Source organism: Pseudomonas sp. LB3P25 (assembly GCF_054897985.1).
In genome coordinates this window covers 708,683-725,861 of the sequence record NZ_CM142711.1, presented here as the reverse complement: position 1 = coordinate 725,861, position 17,179 = coordinate 708,683, and the positions used below count along the sequence as shown (strand labels likewise).

Genomic DNA, 17,179 nt, shown 5'->3' with positions numbered 1-17,179 from the left:
TTTCGCGAGCAAGCCCGCTCCCACATTTGAATCTCGTCGCTTCAACCAGCGTGTTTCAGCTTAGCCCCAGCTCGCGCCAGATCCGCACTACCTGCTGCCGTTCGTCCACGAACTGGTCGCCCGGTATAACCCCGGCGTCCTTCTGCAAGGCCTGCCGATGAGCGGCGGAACGGTAGGCTTTATAGGCCTCGCGCAACAGGCTGGCGTCTTCGGCGGGCATCAACCCTTCCTCCTCCAGCCCTTCCAGAATGCGGATATTGTCAGTCCAGCGCAGCAATGGCGGGTGCGTTTCGGACCACGCCAGAGCCGCGTATTGCACCATAAATTCAATATCGACGATACCTCCGGCGTCCTGCTTGAGATCGAACGGCGCCGTGGCCTCGAAGGCATTTGCCCCGGTGCCGGCCGCGGTGCTCTTGCTGCCTAGGTTATCGCGCATTTTGGCGCGCATCTCGCTGACCTCCTGACGCAAGGTCGCCAGGTCCCGCGACTTGCCCAATACCGCTGCGCGAACTTTCTCGAACGCCTGGCCAACGTCCAGACTGCCCACCAGCACCCGCGCCCGCACCAGCGCCTGATGTTCCCAGGTCCAGGCTTCATTTTCCTGATACCGGGCAAACGCACCGAGCGAACTCACCAGCAACCCCGACGCACCGGACGGCCGCAGACGCATGTCCACTTCATACAGCTGACCGGAGTTGGTCTGGGCCGTGAGCAAGTGAATGATCCGCTGCCCCAGCCGGGTGAAAAATTGCGCGCCGTCGATAGGCTTCGGCCCGTCGGTTTCCGCCTGCGGGTCGCCATCGTGGATGAACACCAGGTCCAGGTCCGAACCATGCCCCAGTTCCAGACCGCCGACTTTCCCGTAACCGACAATGATGAAGCCAGGATCGCACAAGGTGCCGTCGGTACGCAGCGGCGTACCGTACTTGGCCACGGTCTGGCGCCAGGCCAGGGCCAGCACTTGTTCGAGAATCGCTTCGGCGAGCCAGGTCAGGTAATCACTGACTTTCATCAGCGGCAGGCTGCCGGCGATTTCCGAAGCGGCGACCCGCAAGCGGTGTGCCAGTTTGAAATGTCGCAGGGCTTCCATTTGCTGTTCGAGGTCGTCCTCAGGAATCCGCGTCAAGCGCTCGCGCAATTCGGCGGCCAGTTCCGGCGCCAGGGGCGGCTTGAACAACCGACCTTCATTGAGCAATTCGTCGAGCAGCAGCGGAAAGCGGGTGATCTGTTCGGCAATCCACGGGCTCGCGGCGCACAAGGTCAACAAACGTCGCAGCGCGCCGGGGTTTTCGGTCAGCAGGACCAGATACGCGGAACGGCGAGCCACCGCTTCAACCAGCGGCAGTACCCGTTCCAGCACCAGATCCGGATTGGCGTGCTCCACAGCCTGGGCCAACAACCGCGGAATAAAGGCATCGAGACGTTCGCGCCCCAATCGCTGCATCGCCCGCAACTGCGGGCTGCTGCGCAAGCCGGCCAACGCTTTCAGGGCTTTGGTGGCATCGGCGAAACCGCCCTCTTCCAACTGACGGCAAGCGGCGTCTTCATCCTGAGCCTCTTCCCACAACGGCAGCCATTCGCCGCCGACCACCACTTCGCTTTCGGTGCCTTCCTCTTCGTCGGGATCGGCGATCACCTGACCGAAGTGCCAGGCCACGCGGCCACGCCAATACATAAGCTGCTCATGGAAAGCCTCCCAGTCGGCGAAGCCCAACATAAAGGCAATGCGCGCCTGATCCTGAGCACCGTCCGGCAGCATCTGGGTCTGGCGGTCGGCAATCGCCTGGATCGCGTGCTCGGTGTACCGCAGGAATTCGTAGCCTTCGCGCAGCTCACTGATCACCGCTGGCGGCAGGTAACCCTGACCTTCCAGCGTGCTCAGTACTTTTAATAGAGGACGTTGCTGCAAGCTCAGGTCGCGGCCGCCGTGGATCAGCTGGAATGCCTGGGCGATAAATTCGACTTCCCGAATGCCACCGGAGCCGAGCTTGATGTTGTCGGCCATGCCCTTGCGCCGGACTTCCTGCTGAATCAGCTGCTTCATAGTGCGCAGCGCTTCGATCGCCGAGAAGTCGAGGTAACGCCGGTAAACGAACGGCCGCAGCATGTCTTGCAATTGCGCGCCGGCCACTTGATCTCCCGCCACCACCCGCGATTTGATCATCGCGTAGCGTTCCCAGTCACGGCCCTGATCCTGGTAATACTGCTCCAGCGCGTTGAAGCTCAACACCAATGCGCCGGCCGAACCGTAAGGCCGCAGGCGCATGTCGACGCGGAACACGAAACCATCAACGGTCATCGGGTCCAACGCCTTGATCAGGCGCTGGCCGAGACGAATGAAAAATTCCTGGTTATCCAGCGAGCGTTTGACGCCGACGGTTTCGCCGCCCTCGGGATAGGCGAAGATCAGGTCGATGTCCGACGACAGATTGAGCTCCACCGCGCCGAGCTTGCCCATGCCGAGGATGACCATCTGCTGCGGCTCGCCGCTGCGCCGGCCAGTCGGCACGCCGAACTGCTGACAATGCCGTGAGTACAACCACTGATAGGCCTGATCGATGCTGGCATCGGCCATGTCCGAGAGGTCGCGACAGGTCTGGATCAGATCGCACTGACGCGTCAGGTCGCGCCAGATGATCCGCACTTGATGGCGGGCACGCTGACGACGCAGCGCGCGACCGAGCCCCTCTTCGGTTTCCGCTGCATTCACCGCAGCCGCAATCTGTGCACACAGCTCGCCGGGCGCAAAACGTCGGTCCAGCTCACCGGACTGCACCAGCTCCAGCAACATCAGTGGGTCGCGCACACTTTGTTCGATCACGAAGTCGCTGGCAGCGGTGACGCGGGCAAATTGTGCCCAGCGTTCAGGCGTCCAGTTGGACAGACCATGGTCATCGTCCAGCCCGGCGACGGCCGTACGGAACGACTGCTCGGCGCGGGTGACAAACGGCAGGAGAATGCCAGGCAGTTCGGCAAGCGAAGGGAGGCTCATGGTCTATCCTTGATCGGCGTGTAGAGGGCTGCATGTAGTGATTCGCCAGAATGCACTACGTGATCGACTGTCGAACAAAGGTTAGAAATAGCTGAAATTTCTTTATTTTTGGCAGACAGCATCAAGCTTTCACCTTTTCTGGTTGGCTAAAGACCAACCTTAACGATTATTCTCACAACGCAGCTGGAGGCCACAAGCCGCTCATCTGTAGTTTTACTACTCGTATATACATTCGAAAGGCTGAAATGCCCGATGATTTGTAGTAAAACTACACGCCGCCGGAACAACCTCTCGGTAATCCAAGAATTTATATCGTCTGCCCACAAGGCCAGTCGCAAACTCAGGCAACCGATTCTGGAAGCCTTTCCGCCCTGGAGCAAGCCATGCAAGACCTCGATCCCGTCGAAACCCAGGAATGGCTGGACGCCCTGGAATCGGTTCTCGACAAAGAAGGCGAAGACCGCGCTCACTATCTGATGACCCGTATGGGCGAACTCGCAACCCGTAGCGGTTCGCAATTGCCTTACGCCATCACCACGCCATACCGCAACACGATCCCCGTTACCCACGAAGCACGCATGCCTGGCGACCTGTTCATGGAACGCCGCATTCGCTCGTTGGTACGCTGGAACGCGATGGCCATGGTGATGCGTACGAACCTGAAAGATTCTGACCTGGGCGGTCACATCTCCAGCTTCGCCTCCAGCGCAACGCTGTATGACATCGGCTTCAACTATTTCTTCCAGGCCCCGACCGACGAACACGGCGGCGACCTGATCTACTTCCAGGGTCACACCTCGCCAGGCGTTTACGCCCGTGCGTTCATGGAAGGCCGCATCACCGAAGACCAGATGAACAACTTCCGCCAGGAAGTGGACGGTCAGGGCCTGTCGTCCTACCCGCACCCATGGCTGATGCCTGATTTCTGGCAGTTCCCGACCGTATCCATGGGTCTGGGTCCGATCCAGGCGATCTACCAGGCACGCTTCATGAAGTACCTGGAAGCCCGTGGTTTCATCCCTGAAGGCAAGCAAAAAGTCTGGTGTTTCCTGGGCGATGGCGAGTGCGACGAGCCAGAATCCCTGGGTGCCATCTCGCTGGCTGGCCGCGAGAAGCTCGACAACCTGATCTTCGTTATTAACTGCAACCTGCAGCGCCTTGATGGCCCGGTTCGCGGCAACGGCAAGATCATCCAGGAACTCGAAGGCGTGTTCCGCGGTGCCCAGTGGAACGTGACCAAAGTCATCTGGGGCCGTTTCTGGGACCCACTGTTGGCCAAAGACGTCGACGGCATCCTGCAACGCCGCATGGACGAAGTCATCGACGGCGAGTACCAGAACTACAAAGCCAAAGACGGCGCGTTCGTACGTGAACACTTCTTCAACTCGCCAGAACTCAAGGCGATGGTTGAAGACTTGTCCGACGACGAGATCTGGAAACTCAACCGTGGCGGTCACGACCCGTATAAGGTCTACGCGGCGTACCACGAAGCGGTCAACCACAAAGAACAACCGACCGTCATCCTGGCCAAGACCATCAAAGGTTATGGCACCGGTGCCGGCGAAGCGAAGAACACTGCGCACAACACCAAGAAAGTTGATATTGAAAGCCTGAAGCTGTTCCGTGATCGTTTCGACATTCCGGTCCGTGACGAAGAACTGGAAAACCTGCCGTTCTTCAAACCAGAACCCAACAGCGCCGAAGCCCGTTATCTGAGCGAGCGTCGCACTGCACTGGGCGGTTTCGTGCCACAGCGTCGCGCGCAGAGCTTCAGCGTGCCGACTCCGTCACTCGATACCCTCAAGGCTATCCTGGACGGCTCGGGCGACCGTGAAATCTCCACCACCATGGCGTTCGTGCGGATCCTCGCGCAACTGGTCAAGGACAAGGAAATCGGTCCGCGCATCGTTCCGATCATCCCGGACGAAGCCCGTACCTTCGGTATGGAAGGCATGTTCCGTCAGTTGGGCATCTACTCGTCCGTCGGCCAGCTCTACGAGCCAGTCGATAAAGACCAGGTGATGTTCTACCGCGAAGACAAGAAGGGCCAGATCCTCGAAGAAGGCATCAACGAAGCGGGCGCCATGAGCTCCTTCATCGCTGCCGGTACTTCGTACTCCAGCCACAACCAGCCAATGCTGCCGTTCTACATCTTCTACTCGATGTTCGGCTTCCAGCGTATCGGCGACCTCGCCTGGGCCGCTGGCGACAGCCGTACCCGTGGCTTCCTGATCGGCGGCACCGCCGGCCGGACTACGCTGAACGGCGAAGGCCTGCAACACGAAGACGGTCACAGCCACATCCTGGCTGGCACCATCCCGAACTGCCGCACCTTTGATCCAACCTACGGCTACGAGCTGGCGGTGATCATTCAGGACGGCATGAAGAAGATGACCGAAGAGCAACAGGACATCTTCTACTACATCACCGTGATGAACGAGTCCTACCAGCAGCCAGCCATGCCGGCCGGTGTCGAGGAAGGCATCGTCAAGGGCATGTACCTGCTCGAGGAAGACACCCGCGAAGCGGCGCACCACGTTCAGCTGATGGGCTCCGGCACCATCCTGCGCGAAGTTCGCGAAGCGGCGAAAATCCTGCGTGAACAGTTCAACGTCGGCGCTGACGTGTGGAGCGTTACCAGCTTCAACGAACTGCGTCGCGATGGCCTGGCCGTAGAACGCAGCAACCGTCTGCACCCCGGCCAGAAGCCAAAACTGAGCTATGTCGAAGAGTGCCTGAACGGCCGTCAAGGTCCGGTCATCGCGTCTACCGACTACATGAAGCTGTTCGCTGAGCAAATTCGTCAGTGGGTCCCGTCCAAGGAATTCAAAGTCCTGGGCACCGACGGTTTCGGCCGCAGTGACAGCCGTAAGAAGCTGCGTCACTTCTTCGAAGTCGACCGTCATTTCGTGGTGTTGGCAGCCCTGGAAGCCTTGGCTGACCGTGGTGATATCGAACCTAAGGTGGTGTCTGAAGCCATCGCCAAGTTCGGGATCAACCCGGAAAAACGCAACCCACTGGACTGCTGAGGAGACACTCTGTGAGCGAACTCATTCGCGTACCTGACATCGGCAGCGGTGAAGGTGAAGTAATCGAACTATTTGTGAAGGTCGGCGACCGTATCGAAGCCGACCAGAGCATCCTGACGCTTGAGTCGGACAAGGCGAGCATGGAAATTCCTGCGCCCAAGGCTGGCATCGTCAAAAGCATCAAAGTGAAGCTGGGCGATCGCCTGAAAGAAGGCGACGAACTGCTGGAGCTGGAAGTCGAAGGTGCCGCTGCCCCGGCCTCTGCACCGCCCCCTGCAGCTGCCGCTGCGCAGGCGCCAAAAGCTGAAGCGAAACCGGCTGCTGCTCCGGCAGCGGCTGCACCGGCCGCGGCTCCAGCTGCTGCAACCACCCAGCAAGTGCATGTGCCGGACATCGGTTCGTCGGGCAAGGCCCAGATCATCGAGATCCAGGTCAAAGTCGGCGACACCGTCGAGGCTGATCAGTCTTTGATCACCCTGGAATCCGACAAGGCCAGCATGGAAATCCCTTCGCCCGCCGCTGGCGTGGTCGAAAGCATCAGCGTCAAGCTCAACGACGAAGTCGGTACCGGCGACCTGATTCTGGCACTGAAAGTGGCAGGTGCCGCGGCACCGGCTGCGGCCGCGCCAGCTCAGGCAGCTGCACCTGCCGCCGCTGCTCCAGCGCCAGCCGCTGCGGCCCCGGCTGCACCGGTTGCTGACAGTGTTCAGGACATTCATGTCCCGGACATCGGCTCGGCAGGCAAGGCCAAGATCATCGAAGTCCTGGTCAAGGCCGGCGACATCGTTGAAGCCGATCAGTCGCTGATCACCCTGGAATCCGACAAGGCGAGCATGGAAATTCCATCGCCTGCCGCTGGCGTGGTGGAAAGCGTTTCCATCAAGCTGGATGACGAAGTCGGTACCGGCGACCTGATCCTGAAGCTGAAAGTCAAAGGTGTTGCGCCTGCTGCTGCACCGGCTCCGGCCGCTGCTGCTCCTAGCGCTCCAGCTCCAGCCGCCGCAGCGCCTGCTGCTCCGGCACCGGCCGCACCAGCAGCTGCCCCGGCCGCTGCTCCAGCCAAGCCTGGCGCCAAGGTTCACGCAGGTCCTGCGGTGCGCCAACTGGCTCGCGAGTTCGGCGTCGAGCTGAGCGCGGTCAGCCCAAGCGGCCCGCACGGTCGTGTGCTGAAAGAAGACGTGCAGGTTTACGTCAAAGCCATGATGCAGAAGGCCAAGGAAGCACCGGCCGCTGCTGCTGGCGCAACCGGCGGCGCGGGCATCCCGCCGATTCCGGTCGTGGACTTCAGCCGCTTCGGTGAAACCGAAGAAGTGCCGATGACTCGTCTGATGCAAATCGGCGCGTCGAGCCTGCACCGCAGCTGGCTGAATATTCCACACGTGACTCAGTTCGATTCGGCTGATATCACCGACCTGGAAGCGTTCCGTATCGCTCAGAAAGCCGTTGCAGAGAAGGCTGGCGTCAAGCTGACCATCCTGCCGCTGCTGCTCAAATCCTGCGCGCACCTGCTCAAGGAACTGCCGGACTTCAACAGTTCGCTGGCACCAAGTGGCAAGGCGATCATCCGCAAGAAGTACGTGAACATCGGCTTCGCAGTCGACACCCCTGAAGGCCTGCTGGTACCGGTCATCAAGAACGTCGACCAGAAGAGCCTGTTGCAACTGGCAGCCGAAGCCGCCGTGCTGGCCGCCAAAGCCCGCGACAAAAAGCTCACCGCTGACGACATGCAAGGCGCCTGCTTCACCATTTCCAGCCTCGGCCACATTGGCGGCACCGGCTTCACGCCGATCGTCAACGCACCGGAAGTGGCGATCCTCGGTGTTTCCAAGGCAACCATTCAGCCAGTCTGGGACGGCAAAGCCTTCCAGCCGAAACTGATGCTGCCGCTGTCGCTGTCCTACGATCACCGTGTGATCAACGGCGCCGCTGCTGCACGCTTCACCAAGCGTCTGAGCGACCTGCTGGCGGACATCCGCACCATCCTGCTGTAACACCGATCGGCCCTCCTTCACCGGAGGGCCCGTCGCGTTCCACGTTTTCCGAGCGCCACGCTCGTACCTCAACCCCGCCAGTTTGGCGGGGCTTTTTTTGCCTGGAAGAAAGCCAGGTGACATCCTTTTCCTACGTTCGCGGCTTACGTCGCCCACAACTCCAGTCCGCTTCTGCTCGATATTTCTTGCGAACCAATAACTAAGCTTAGTTCAACTAGTTATCGTTAAACCTTCATCAGCCTCTTTTGCTTAATTAGCATTAACTCGAACGGATTCGAACATGCTCAAACCGACTGTCGGCCCTATTATTGGCCACACCACAACTAATCACACACGCATCTTCTTGCGCGGCGAACTTCAAAACAATACACCAGCATTTGCAGGCATTCGTTATCGCCGTCCCGGCGAAGAGCGCTGGTCACAGGGTGTATTTGCAAAGTTGACGAACTTGCGTGATATGTCCGATGTGATTGCACTCAACGACCTTGCCGCCGATACCGAGTACGAATACCAGGCAGGCTGGTTCAGCCCCATGAGCCCGGTGCACACCGTGGAGACGGTTCAGGAACTGCCGCTGCAATGGCCGCGCGATATCTACCGGTTTCGCACGCAGTCCAGCAAAGCCACGATTCCACGGGCCTATATCGTCGGCTCATGCCGTTACTTGCGCATGACCGCTGGCGTTCCGTCTACACCGCATCTGGGGGACCAGATTTTCGCCTCGATCACGAATCTGGCGCAGCAGGCTGAACCGCCCATCAGCGCCATGTTGATGACCGGCGATCAAATCTATGTCGATGACTTGAACGTTATTGCCCCCGACCGGGAATACAAGGAAATACTCAGCAAGTACCGCGTGGCTTTTTCCCAACCCAATATTGCAAAGTTAATGTCGAGCGTACCGACTTACATGATCCTCGACGACCATGAAATTGAAGACAACTGGCCCGCCAACGAAAGTAAGGCCGATGCCTATTTATACAAAAACGCCATCGCGGCGTATGAGTTGTATCAAGCCAGCCATAGCCCGGCCCATGAACTTTTTTCCATCGGGCAGATAAATAGAAAACTGGAACAGTATTGGTATCAATTCGCCGAAGGCGATATCGAATGGTTTGTCACCGACAGTCGAACCCGACGCAACCTGTCGGCCAATGATCGACGCATCCTCGACGAAGAGCAGGAACAGGCCTTGTGCAAATGGCTGATTCATAGCCCGGCCAGGGTCAAATTCGTGGTTACCAGCGTGATGTTCTACCCCGACCGCAAAGCCCAGGGTGATGACGCGTGGAAGGCCTTTCCCGAGCAGCGTCTGCGGCTGCTGGAGACCATTCGTACACACCGCATCAAGAACGTCTTCTTCGTTTCCGGCGATGTCCATGGCTCCCTGACCAGTCGCCTGACCCACAGCGAGGACCCGGACTTCGAGGTGCACACCATCGTCTCCTCCCCCCTGTGCAACAGCAAACTGCTGCCGTATGCCAAGGCGTCCACCTTCATCCTCGATCAACCATTGGCGCGAACGCCTGCAGGTGCCTATCGGCATGAGCTCACCAGCGAGGTCGTCAGCCAGGACAACTTCGCCCATTTGATCGTCGATGCCGAACAGGTTCGTGTCAATTACCACGATCGGGATGGCCAGCTGCTGCAATCGGTAGGCATTCCTTTGCGTTAAACCAAACCTGTGGCGAGGGAGCTTGCTCCCGCTTGAGTGCGCAGCGCTCACAAGATTTTTGGGCCGCTGCGCAGCCCAGCGCGAGCAAGCTCGCTCGCCACAAGGCTCCAAACGATTACTTTTAGCCATCCATTGGAGAAATCCTGCCGCCGGCCGACATATTCTTATAGCACTTGGCCTTCATGTCTCTTGTCAGTCAGTGTCGCAATGATGCAACCTTGCCGCAGGTAACAGTAAAGAGGGCGAGAGCCCGGCGCGATCAGCCTATTCGAAGCGAGTTTCCCTCCATATGAAGAGCCAACCCGATGCCGCCAGCCGTATGGTGGCCGAGGTAGTGACGCAGTTGCCTGTGCCTTCGCGGCTTGGCATGCTGCGTTTCGAACGGCTGAATGAAGCGAGCTGGGCGCTGCTGTTTCTTGATCCCAATTGCGAACGACAGTTCGGCCTGCCGGCTGTGGAGCTTTGTGCTCTGGTCGGCTCGCCCTACGCCAGCCTGATGGAGCCCGAAGCGCGCTATCAGCTGCATGACGCGGTTCAGCAACAACTCACCGAAAGCCCGCATTACCTGATCCGCTACACCCTGCACACCGCCGCAGGCTCCTTGAACCTGCTGGAGCTGGGCGAAGCCTACAAACAACACAATCGACACCTGCTGCGCGGCTACCTGCTGGTGGTCGACGGCCTGTTCGAGGGCGAGCAACTGCTGCCGGCCCTGGACCTCGAAACCCAGAACTCTCGCCTGCAAATCGCCCTGGAACTCAATCAGCGCGCCCAGCAGGAACAGCTCCTGCACCTGGACCGGGTGCGCGCCCAGCAAGACTTGATCCTGCTGCTGACTCGCCAGCGCTACAGCAGCAACAACTCCCTGAAAGAAGCCGCCGAGCTGATCACTCGCAGCGCCTGTGACATTTACGAAATCGACTGCGCCAGCCTGTGGAACCTCGAAGGTTCACTGCTCGTGCCGATTTCAGCCTATCACCGCACCAGCAAGGAATACCTGCTGCCGGAGCCGATCGACGCCAGTCTCTTCCCTGATTACCTGGACGCCCTGCACACCGGCCGCGCCATCGACGCCCACAACGCCATGCGTGACCCACGCACCCGGGAAATGGCCGAACACCTGCGCTCGCGTGATGTGAACGCCATGCTCGACGCCAGCATCCGCGTCGACGGCCAAGTGGTGGGCGTACTGTGCCTGGAGCAGACCGGTACGACCCGCGCCTGGCAATCGGACGAAATTGCTTTCGCCGGTGAGTTGGCGGATCAGTTTGCCCAAGTCATCAACAACCACAACCGCCGCACCGCCACCAGCGCCCTGCACCTGTTCCAGCGTGCGGTCGAGCAAAGCGCCAACGCCTTTTTGCTGGTTAATTGCGATGGCGTGGTGGAATACGTCAACCCGAGCTTCACGGCAATCACCCAGTACACCACCGAAGAAGTCCACGGCCAGCGGCTGTCGGAACTGCCGGCACTGGAAAACCTCAGCGAACTGTTATTCGACGCGCCCTCGGCGCTGGCCAAGAGCAACAGCTGGCAGGGTGAGTTCAAAAGCCGCCGTAAAAACCTCGAACCCTACTGGGGCCAGCTATCGATTTCCAAGGTCTACGGCGACAACCGCGAACTGACGCATTACATCGGCATCTACGAAGACATCACCCAGACCAAGCTCGCTCAGCAACGCATCGAGCGCTTGGCCTATACCGATAACCTGACCAACCTCGGCAACCGCCCGGCCTTCATCCGCAACCTCGATGAACGTTTCGCCCGAGACAGCGATACCCCGATCAGCTTGTTGCTGGTGGACATCGACAACTTCAAGCGGATCAACGACAGCCTCGGTCACCAGACCGGTGACAAACTGCTGATCAGCCTGGCCCGACGCCTGCGCAACAGCCTGAGCCCGAGCGGCAGCCTGGCGCGGTTTGCCAGTAACGAATTCGCCGTGTTGCTGGACGACACCGACCCGCGTGCGGGCCAGCAGATCGCCAATCAATTGCTGGCGACCCTCGACAAGCCGATGTTCGTCGACAACCAGCTGATCAGCGTCACCGGCTCCGTGGGCCTGGCCTGCGCGCCGTTGCACGGTCGCGACCCGCAAACCCTGATGCGTAACGCCGGCCTCGCGCTGCACAAGGCCAAGGCCAACGGTAAACATCAGGTCCAGGTGTTCACCGAAGCGCTGAACGCCGAAGCCAGCTACAAACTATTCGTCGAAAACAACCTGCGCCGCGCCCTGACCCAGAACGAGCTGGACGTGTTCTACCAGCCCAAGCTCTGCCTGCGTAGCGGTCGCCTGTTGGGGATGGAAGCGCTGCTGCGCTGGAACCATCCGGAAAAAGGCATGATCCGCCCGGACCAGTTCATCAGCGTCGCCGAAGAAACCGGCTTGATCATCCCCATCGGCAAATGGATCGCCCGCCAGGCGTGCCGCATGAGCAAAGACCTGACCGCCGCTGGCCTGGGCAATCTTCAGGTGGCAATCAACCTGTCGCCCAAGCAGTTCTCCGATCCGGACCTGGTGTCGTCCATCGCCAACATCCTCAAGGAAGAAGCGCTGCCGGCAAACCTGCTGGAACTCGAACTCACCGAAGGCCTGCTGCTGGAAGCCACCGAAGACACCCACTTGCAGCTCGATCAGCTCAAGCGTCTGGGCCTGACCCTGGCCATGGATGACTTTGGCACCGGTTACTCGTCGCTCAGTTACTTGAAAAAATTCCCGATCGACATCATTAAGATTGATCGAAGCTTCATCCACGAAATCCCGGACAACCAGGACGACATGGAAATCACCTCCGCAGTGATCGCCATGGCCCACAACCTGAAACTCAAGGTCGTGGCTGAAGGCATCGAAACCGCCGAGCAGTTGGCGTTCCTGCGCCGTCACCGCTGCGACGTTGGCCAGGGTTACCTGTTCGACCGCCCGATCCCGGGAACCGAGCTGATCGAGAAGCTCAAGCGCTACCCGCGTGGCCCGATCGCCTGACAGCACACCACAAATCCCTGTGGGACACCCCAACCCCTGTGGGAGTGAGCCTGCTCGCGATAGCGGTGTATCAGGCAGCATCTACGTCACTGACACTCCGCTATCGCGAGCAGGCTCGCTCCCACAAGGGCACAGGGGTAGTGCGTAACTTGGCAGCATTGGGCACACTGGCAGCCTGTTTATTTACATCTCAACCTGACTGAGAGGACTGATCATGGTTCTGCGCTCGGAAATTCTGGTGAACAAAAACGTGCTCCCGACTAAAGAACAAGCTCTGCCTGGCCGTGAAACCCCGATGAACCTGCCGGAAAAACACTTCGTCCACGACGCCCCGCTGCTGGGCCCATTCGCGATGGACGTGGATTTCGCGATCTTCGGCCTCGGCTGCTTCTGGGGCGCAGAGCGCAAGTTTTGGCAGCGCGAAGGCGTAGTCAGCACGGTTGTGGGTTATGCCGGCGGCTTTACGCCGAACCCGACGTATGAAGAAGTCTGCTCGGGCCTGACCGGCCACAGCGAAGTGGTATTGGTGGTCTACGAGCCGGCAAAAGTCAGCTACGAAGCGCTGCTGAAGATGTTCTGGGAACTGCACAACCCGACTCAGGGCATGCGCCAGGGCAATGACATCGGCACCCAGTACCGTTCGGTGATCTACGCCACCAATCCGACCCAACTGGCGGCGGCCAAGCACAGCGAGCAAGTGTTCCAGGCTGAGTTGACCAAGGCTGGGAAAGGCACGATCACCACTGAAATCGACGAAGCGCCGACGGTCTACTTCGCCGAGGCTTATCACCAGCAGTACCTGGCCAAGAACCCGGAAGGGTATTGCGGGATTGGCGGTACAGGCGTGACTTGCCCGATCTAAACCCCAAAAAGCAAAAGATCGCAGCCTCGTTTCACTCGACAGCTCCTACAGAGAAATGCATTCCCCTGTAGGAGCTGTCGAGTGAAACGAGGCTGCGATCTTTTGATCTTGCTCGTCAATTGACCCTATTCGGCAATCAACCAATCCATCTGCCAACCACCCTGGGTCTGCCCAAGCTTCTTGGACAACCAAGGCAGCAGTTCACGCAATTCCTCTTCCAGCCCCCACGGCGGATTCGCAATCGCCAGCCCCGAGCCGTTCAGACTGTTCGGCGTATCCAGCGGATGCACCAGCAACTCGACGCGCAACAACTTCGGCGCGCCCGTGCCCGCCAGGTCCTGATAAAAACGACGCAACATGCGCTGGTCCTTCACCGGGTACCAGATCGCTGCCACGGTCTGCCGCATCCGGCCAATCGCCTCTTTCAGCGACGCCGCGCAGCGCTGCATCTCATCTAGCTGCTCGAACGGCGGATCAATCAACATCACCGCCCGCTTCTCCTGCACCGGCAACATCGCACGCGGCACATGCCAGCCTTCACCCAGATGCACCTTCACCCGACGGTCGCCCGCCATATTATCTTTGAGCAACACACCGTCTTCCGGGTGCTTCTCGTTGAGCATCACCCGATCCTGCGGCCGCGTCAGACGCCGCGCCAACTCCGGCGACCCCGGGTAATAGCGCAACTGGCCATCCGGGTTCATGTCGTGCAGCACCTTCATGTAATCGGCGGTCAACGCCGGCAGATCCGGCTGATCCCACAAACGCGCAATACCTTCCAGGTACTCACCGGTACGGCTCGCCTGATCACCCTGCAGGTCATACAGACCAATGCCGGCGTGAGTGTCGAGATAGGCAAACGGCTGCTCCTTGCGCGACATCAAAGCGATGATGCGGGTCAAAGTCAGGTGTTTGAACACATCGGCGTGATTGCCGGCATGGAAGGCGTGACGATAATTCATGATTGCTCCTGCGAAGGGCGGGAAGTTTACCTTGTACCGAGGCGAACGTCAGGGGTTCGCGGCTGAGCGGGCAAAGCCCCCCTCACCCTAACCCTCTCCCCAGGGGGCGAGGGGACTGATTTTGGCGATCTCTCGGCCTCCATCGACCTGAACGATCAAAGTGAACTCAAGCTTGGCCAAGCCAAGTTCACCTTGCAGTCGCAGGTCGCAGCAAATTCCCCAAACACCTCGGTCAGTCCCCTCGCCCCTCGGGGAGAGGGCTAGGGTGAGGGGGATGGATCTCAAGCCTTAAACCTACTCCGAAGGCCGCGCCCGCAACCGCCGCCCAAGAACATCCAGCACATCACACCCATCCCGCAACGGAATGGCACAGAGCAAAGCAAAATCACTAAGAATGAAGGACTGACACTCGATCGAACCGCGCATGGACAAGTTCTCCATCACTTGGGTGACGGCGCGAATTCGGTAGCTGGCAGCGTCATACAAAACATCCAGCGGCGCTTGGGTGTCGACGAACAGGGTTGGCATGTCGTCGCAATTGCTGGTGAGCGCCATGAAACGGCTTTGGGGATGGGGGGTTGGTTTTACGTAGGGTGGATCGGGGGTAAGGGTTTTCATTCTTCAAGTTCCAAAGGCAACAAATAGGAACTGCCATCAGCCTTCCTACAGGCTAGGGTGGCAGTTATGCGCGGGGTAGGAATATCGAGGCCTTTGGAAAACTCGACCACGCCGAAGCGTGCCCGCGCATAACCGCCGCAACTGATCTTACGGACGCACGTTAACGGCCGCAAACCAAGCTTCGACGCTAGTACATTTCCAACGACTTTGAAGGGTTCCTACACCCTGCCACTGAGCTTTCAGCGACCACCAAAGACTATCGATGGAAAACATTCCACACCAGTTCATGGAAACCGCCGCAGATTGAAGGAAACTTCCGACGACCTTGCCCAGAAATTTCGCGATTGTTCCGAGACTTCTAAACAGCTGAATCAGTCTGTGGTGCTAGCAATCAACGCGCTAATAGTTCGACGCTTGGGATTCCAGATCGTGAGACACCACACTCCCCACCACTCCAAGCCTGCATCAAAATAATTGCTCCATGACTCGACACGTTCAATGGTGTCGTCATAACCATGCAGACCTGTATTGAGCCGTTCGACCCAATTCACCACTGAGACATCATCTATTTCGCTTAACCCAAGGAGTTCGCACCATTTGAGAAAAACCGACTGTGCCTCTGTCTCCCCCCCTTTAAACCGAGCACGATACGGAGGATTTACAAAGCAGGCGTATAGCGCTAATCGCTCAAAAATATCGTCTTTATCAGTGGAAGTCAGATGCCGCACCTCATCCCGACTGAGTGGAGTAGCTATGGCATTTTCCAAATCCCAACTAATCAGGGGCTCCGGATAATCCTCATATTTTGGATCTTTGATGAGATTTTCGTGCCACTCCATCGCCTCTGTCATCAGCATCTCATGAAGCGCTATCAACGCCTGTCGATGCATGCTTTCACCAGCTTCAATCTCAGATTCCGGTGAAAGAACCACAAACTTGAACACGCATCCGGCGCTATCCATTCGCTCACGCAATGATGCAGTGCTTTCTTTTTCAACAACCTTCAACAAAATAACCAACCTCTAAAAAGCTGAATCCATCTAATCAAGTACAAAACCGGGACGAATTTCCGACGGAGAGCAATAGACCTAACTCGCACTGCTTAACTATCCGCATCAGTTTCAAACAAACTGAGATCTGTTTTTCTCCGACAGTCCCAATAGAACTCAAGCACACTGCTAGTTTTAGCATGCCTAAAATCCATAATTTGTTTGTATAACGATTGAATAGCAGGATCAGTGATATTTTTCATACTATCGATCACCAAACACGCCTCGTAAACACGCACCGTCACTTCTTCAACTTCCGACATGTAGCCTTCTAGAGACTTAATCCCTAGAAATCGAGAAAAATGAAATGGCAGATCCCTGTCAGACCGAAACACATTGCATAGACTGAGAGCTAACAGATCAGCAAAGTAAGATCGAGCCCTACAGCTCGGGTTCGAAATCAACTCTAAAATGCCTGCATCACCGCACTCTCCTAAAATATTCATATCAACTGCATCAGGATCCTCCGCGTAGTCATCGTCAAACAACGCTGCGTCTGTTTCTCCACAAGTCCAACGTTTGAAATCATTAAACGACCATCTCCCCTCAATAACTTCAGGCATAATTCATGCTCCATCATTTTTCGACTGATATCATTTCAAACGGCCCAGCAGCACATTAAAAAAACGGGGCGGATTTATTTATTTTAGAACCGCATAATTTTTATTTTATTTCAGCCTGATATCGCAACAGGCATTGCAGAAGGACCTGCATAAATTTCCGTTGATCTTCAACCTCGTCATCAAAATAAGTTGTCAATTTATCAAAAACAGAATCAAAGTCCTCCTCCAATCCCAAATAATAAATCAATGTATCGATATACCACTCGCGATCACTGTCACTATAAGCAGTGAATTCTGGCCTCATTAGAATATCGAACAACTCAGCGAGCTCCGCCTCATCATTAACGTTTTTAGAAACTATTATCTCTTCTCTTTCAACGTCATCAACATTGTCAATGTCGAATAGAAAAAGCAGGCCGCGCAAGATAGAAAGCTTAGGTTGGCGTTTCATA

Annotated in this window: 11 protein-coding genes; 5 read left to right on the top strand and 6 right to left on the bottom strand. The window is 57.7% G+C overall.

Annotation, left to right across the window (positions count from 1 at the left end):
* Positions 1-55: 55 nt before the first annotated feature.
* A complete protein-coding gene (glnE, locus tag ACYZTW_RS03205) occupies positions 56-2,995 on the bottom strand; it encodes a bifunctional [glutamate--ammonia ligase]-adenylyl-L-tyrosine phosphorylase/[glutamate--ammonia-ligase] adenylyltransferase (protein WP_462003702.1) in 2,940 nt (979 codons plus the stop codon).
* Between the two features lie 383 nt (positions 2,996-3,378).
* Here glnE and aceE point away from each other — a divergent pair, with 383 nt between their 5' ends.
* The 5 genes from aceE (at position 3,379) to msrA (ending at position 13,535) form a co-directional block, all read left to right on the top strand.
* Positions 3,379-6,024: a pyruvate dehydrogenase (acetyl-transferring), homodimeric type gene (aceE, locus tag ACYZTW_RS03200; RefSeq protein ID WP_462003701.1), complete on the top strand. Its 2,646-nt coding sequence runs from the start codon at positions 3,379-3,381 to the stop codon at positions 6,022-6,024.
* Positions 6,025-6,035: 11 nt separating this feature from the next.
* Positions 6,036-8,015, top strand: coding sequence for a dihydrolipoyllysine-residue acetyltransferase (aceF, locus tag ACYZTW_RS03195; RefSeq protein WP_462003700.1), 1,980 nt, complete (start codon positions 6,036-6,038; stop codon positions 8,013-8,015).
* Between the two features lie 280 nt (positions 8,016-8,295).
* Positions 8,296-9,690, top strand: a complete 1,395-nt coding sequence (locus ACYZTW_RS03190) for an alkaline phosphatase D family protein (RefSeq protein WP_462003699.1) — start codon at positions 8,296-8,298, stop codon at positions 9,688-9,690.
* A gap of 289 nt (positions 9,691-9,979) precedes the next feature.
* Entirely contained in the window at positions 9,980-12,673 is a 2,694-nt protein-coding gene (locus ACYZTW_RS03185; protein ID WP_462003698.1) for a putative bifunctional diguanylate cyclase/phosphodiesterase, read from the top strand.
* A 214-nt stretch (positions 12,674-12,887) separates the two neighbouring features.
* Positions 12,888-13,535, top strand: a complete 648-nt coding sequence (gene msrA / locus ACYZTW_RS03180; protein WP_348134850.1) for a peptide-methionine (S)-S-oxide reductase MsrA — start codon at positions 12,888-12,890, stop codon at positions 13,533-13,535.
* 125 nt (positions 13,536-13,660) lie between these two features.
* Here the strand turns inward: msrA and ACYZTW_RS03175 are convergent, their stop codons facing one another.
* The 5 genes from ACYZTW_RS03175 to ACYZTW_RS03155 all read right to left on the bottom strand — a co-directional run bounded on the left by ACYZTW_RS03175 (position 13,661) and on the right by ACYZTW_RS03155 (position 17,178).
* The gene (locus tag ACYZTW_RS03175) at positions 13,661-14,497 is read right to left on the bottom strand and encodes a 23S rRNA (adenine(2030)-N(6))-methyltransferase RlmJ (RefSeq protein WP_033055449.1); all 837 of its coding nucleotides are present in this window, start codon (positions 14,495-14,497) and stop codon (positions 13,661-13,663) included.
* 294 nt (positions 14,498-14,791) lie between these two features.
* Positions 14,792-15,115 (bottom strand): hypothetical protein, encoded by a 324-nt coding sequence (locus tag ACYZTW_RS03170; RefSeq protein ID WP_462003697.1) that lies wholly within the window; start codon positions 15,113-15,115, stop codon positions 14,792-14,794.
* 371 nt (positions 15,116-15,486) lie between these two features.
* Entirely contained in the window at positions 15,487-16,125 is a 639-nt protein-coding gene (locus tag ACYZTW_RS03165) for a hypothetical protein (RefSeq protein WP_462003696.1), read from the bottom strand.
* A 92-nt stretch (positions 16,126-16,217) separates the two neighbouring features.
* Positions 16,218-16,727, bottom strand: coding sequence for a hypothetical protein (locus ACYZTW_RS03160; protein ID WP_462003695.1), 510 nt, complete (start codon positions 16,725-16,727; stop codon positions 16,218-16,220).
* Between the two features lie 100 nt (positions 16,728-16,827).
* On the bottom strand, positions 16,828-17,178 hold the full coding sequence (locus ACYZTW_RS03155) for a hypothetical protein (protein ID WP_462003694.1): 351 nt from the start codon (positions 17,176-17,178) through the stop codon (positions 16,828-16,830).
* Position 17,179 lies beyond the last annotated feature (1 nt).

What these genes read in the sequence shown, in the direction of transcription:
- glnE (WP_462003702.1), bottom strand. Translation starts at nt 2,995, where the DNA reads ATGAGCCTCCCTTCGCTTGCCGAACTGCCTGGCATTCTCCTGCCGTTT.
- aceE (WP_462003701.1), top strand. Translation starts at nt 3,379, where the DNA reads ATGCAAGACCTCGATCCCGTCGAAACCCAGGAATGGCTGGACGCCCTG.
- ACYZTW_RS03190 (WP_462003699.1), top strand. Translation starts at nt 8,296, where the DNA reads ATGCTCAAACCGACTGTCGGCCCTATTATTGGCCACACCACAACTAAT.
- ACYZTW_RS03185 (WP_462003698.1), top strand. Translation starts at nt 9,980, where the DNA reads ATGAAGAGCCAACCCGATGCCGCCAGCCGTATGGTGGCCGAGGTAGTG.
- msrA (WP_348134850.1), top strand. Translation starts at nt 12,888, where the DNA reads ATGGTTCTGCGCTCGGAAATTCTGGTGAACAAAAACGTGCTCCCGACT.
- ACYZTW_RS03175 (WP_033055449.1), bottom strand. Translation starts at nt 14,497, where the DNA reads ATGAATTATCGTCACGCCTTCCATGCCGGCAATCACGCCGATGTGTTC.
- ACYZTW_RS03170 (WP_462003697.1), bottom strand. Translation starts at nt 15,115, where the DNA reads ATGAAAACCCTTACCCCCGATCCACCCTACGTAAAACCAACCCCCCAT.
- ACYZTW_RS03160 (WP_462003695.1), bottom strand. Translation starts at nt 16,727, where the DNA reads ATGCCTGAAGTTATTGAGGGGAGATGGTCGTTTAATGATTTCAAACGT.
- ACYZTW_RS03155 (WP_462003694.1), bottom strand. Translation starts at nt 17,178, where the DNA reads ATGAAACGCCAACCTAAGCTTTCTATCTTGCGCGGCCTGCTTTTTCTA.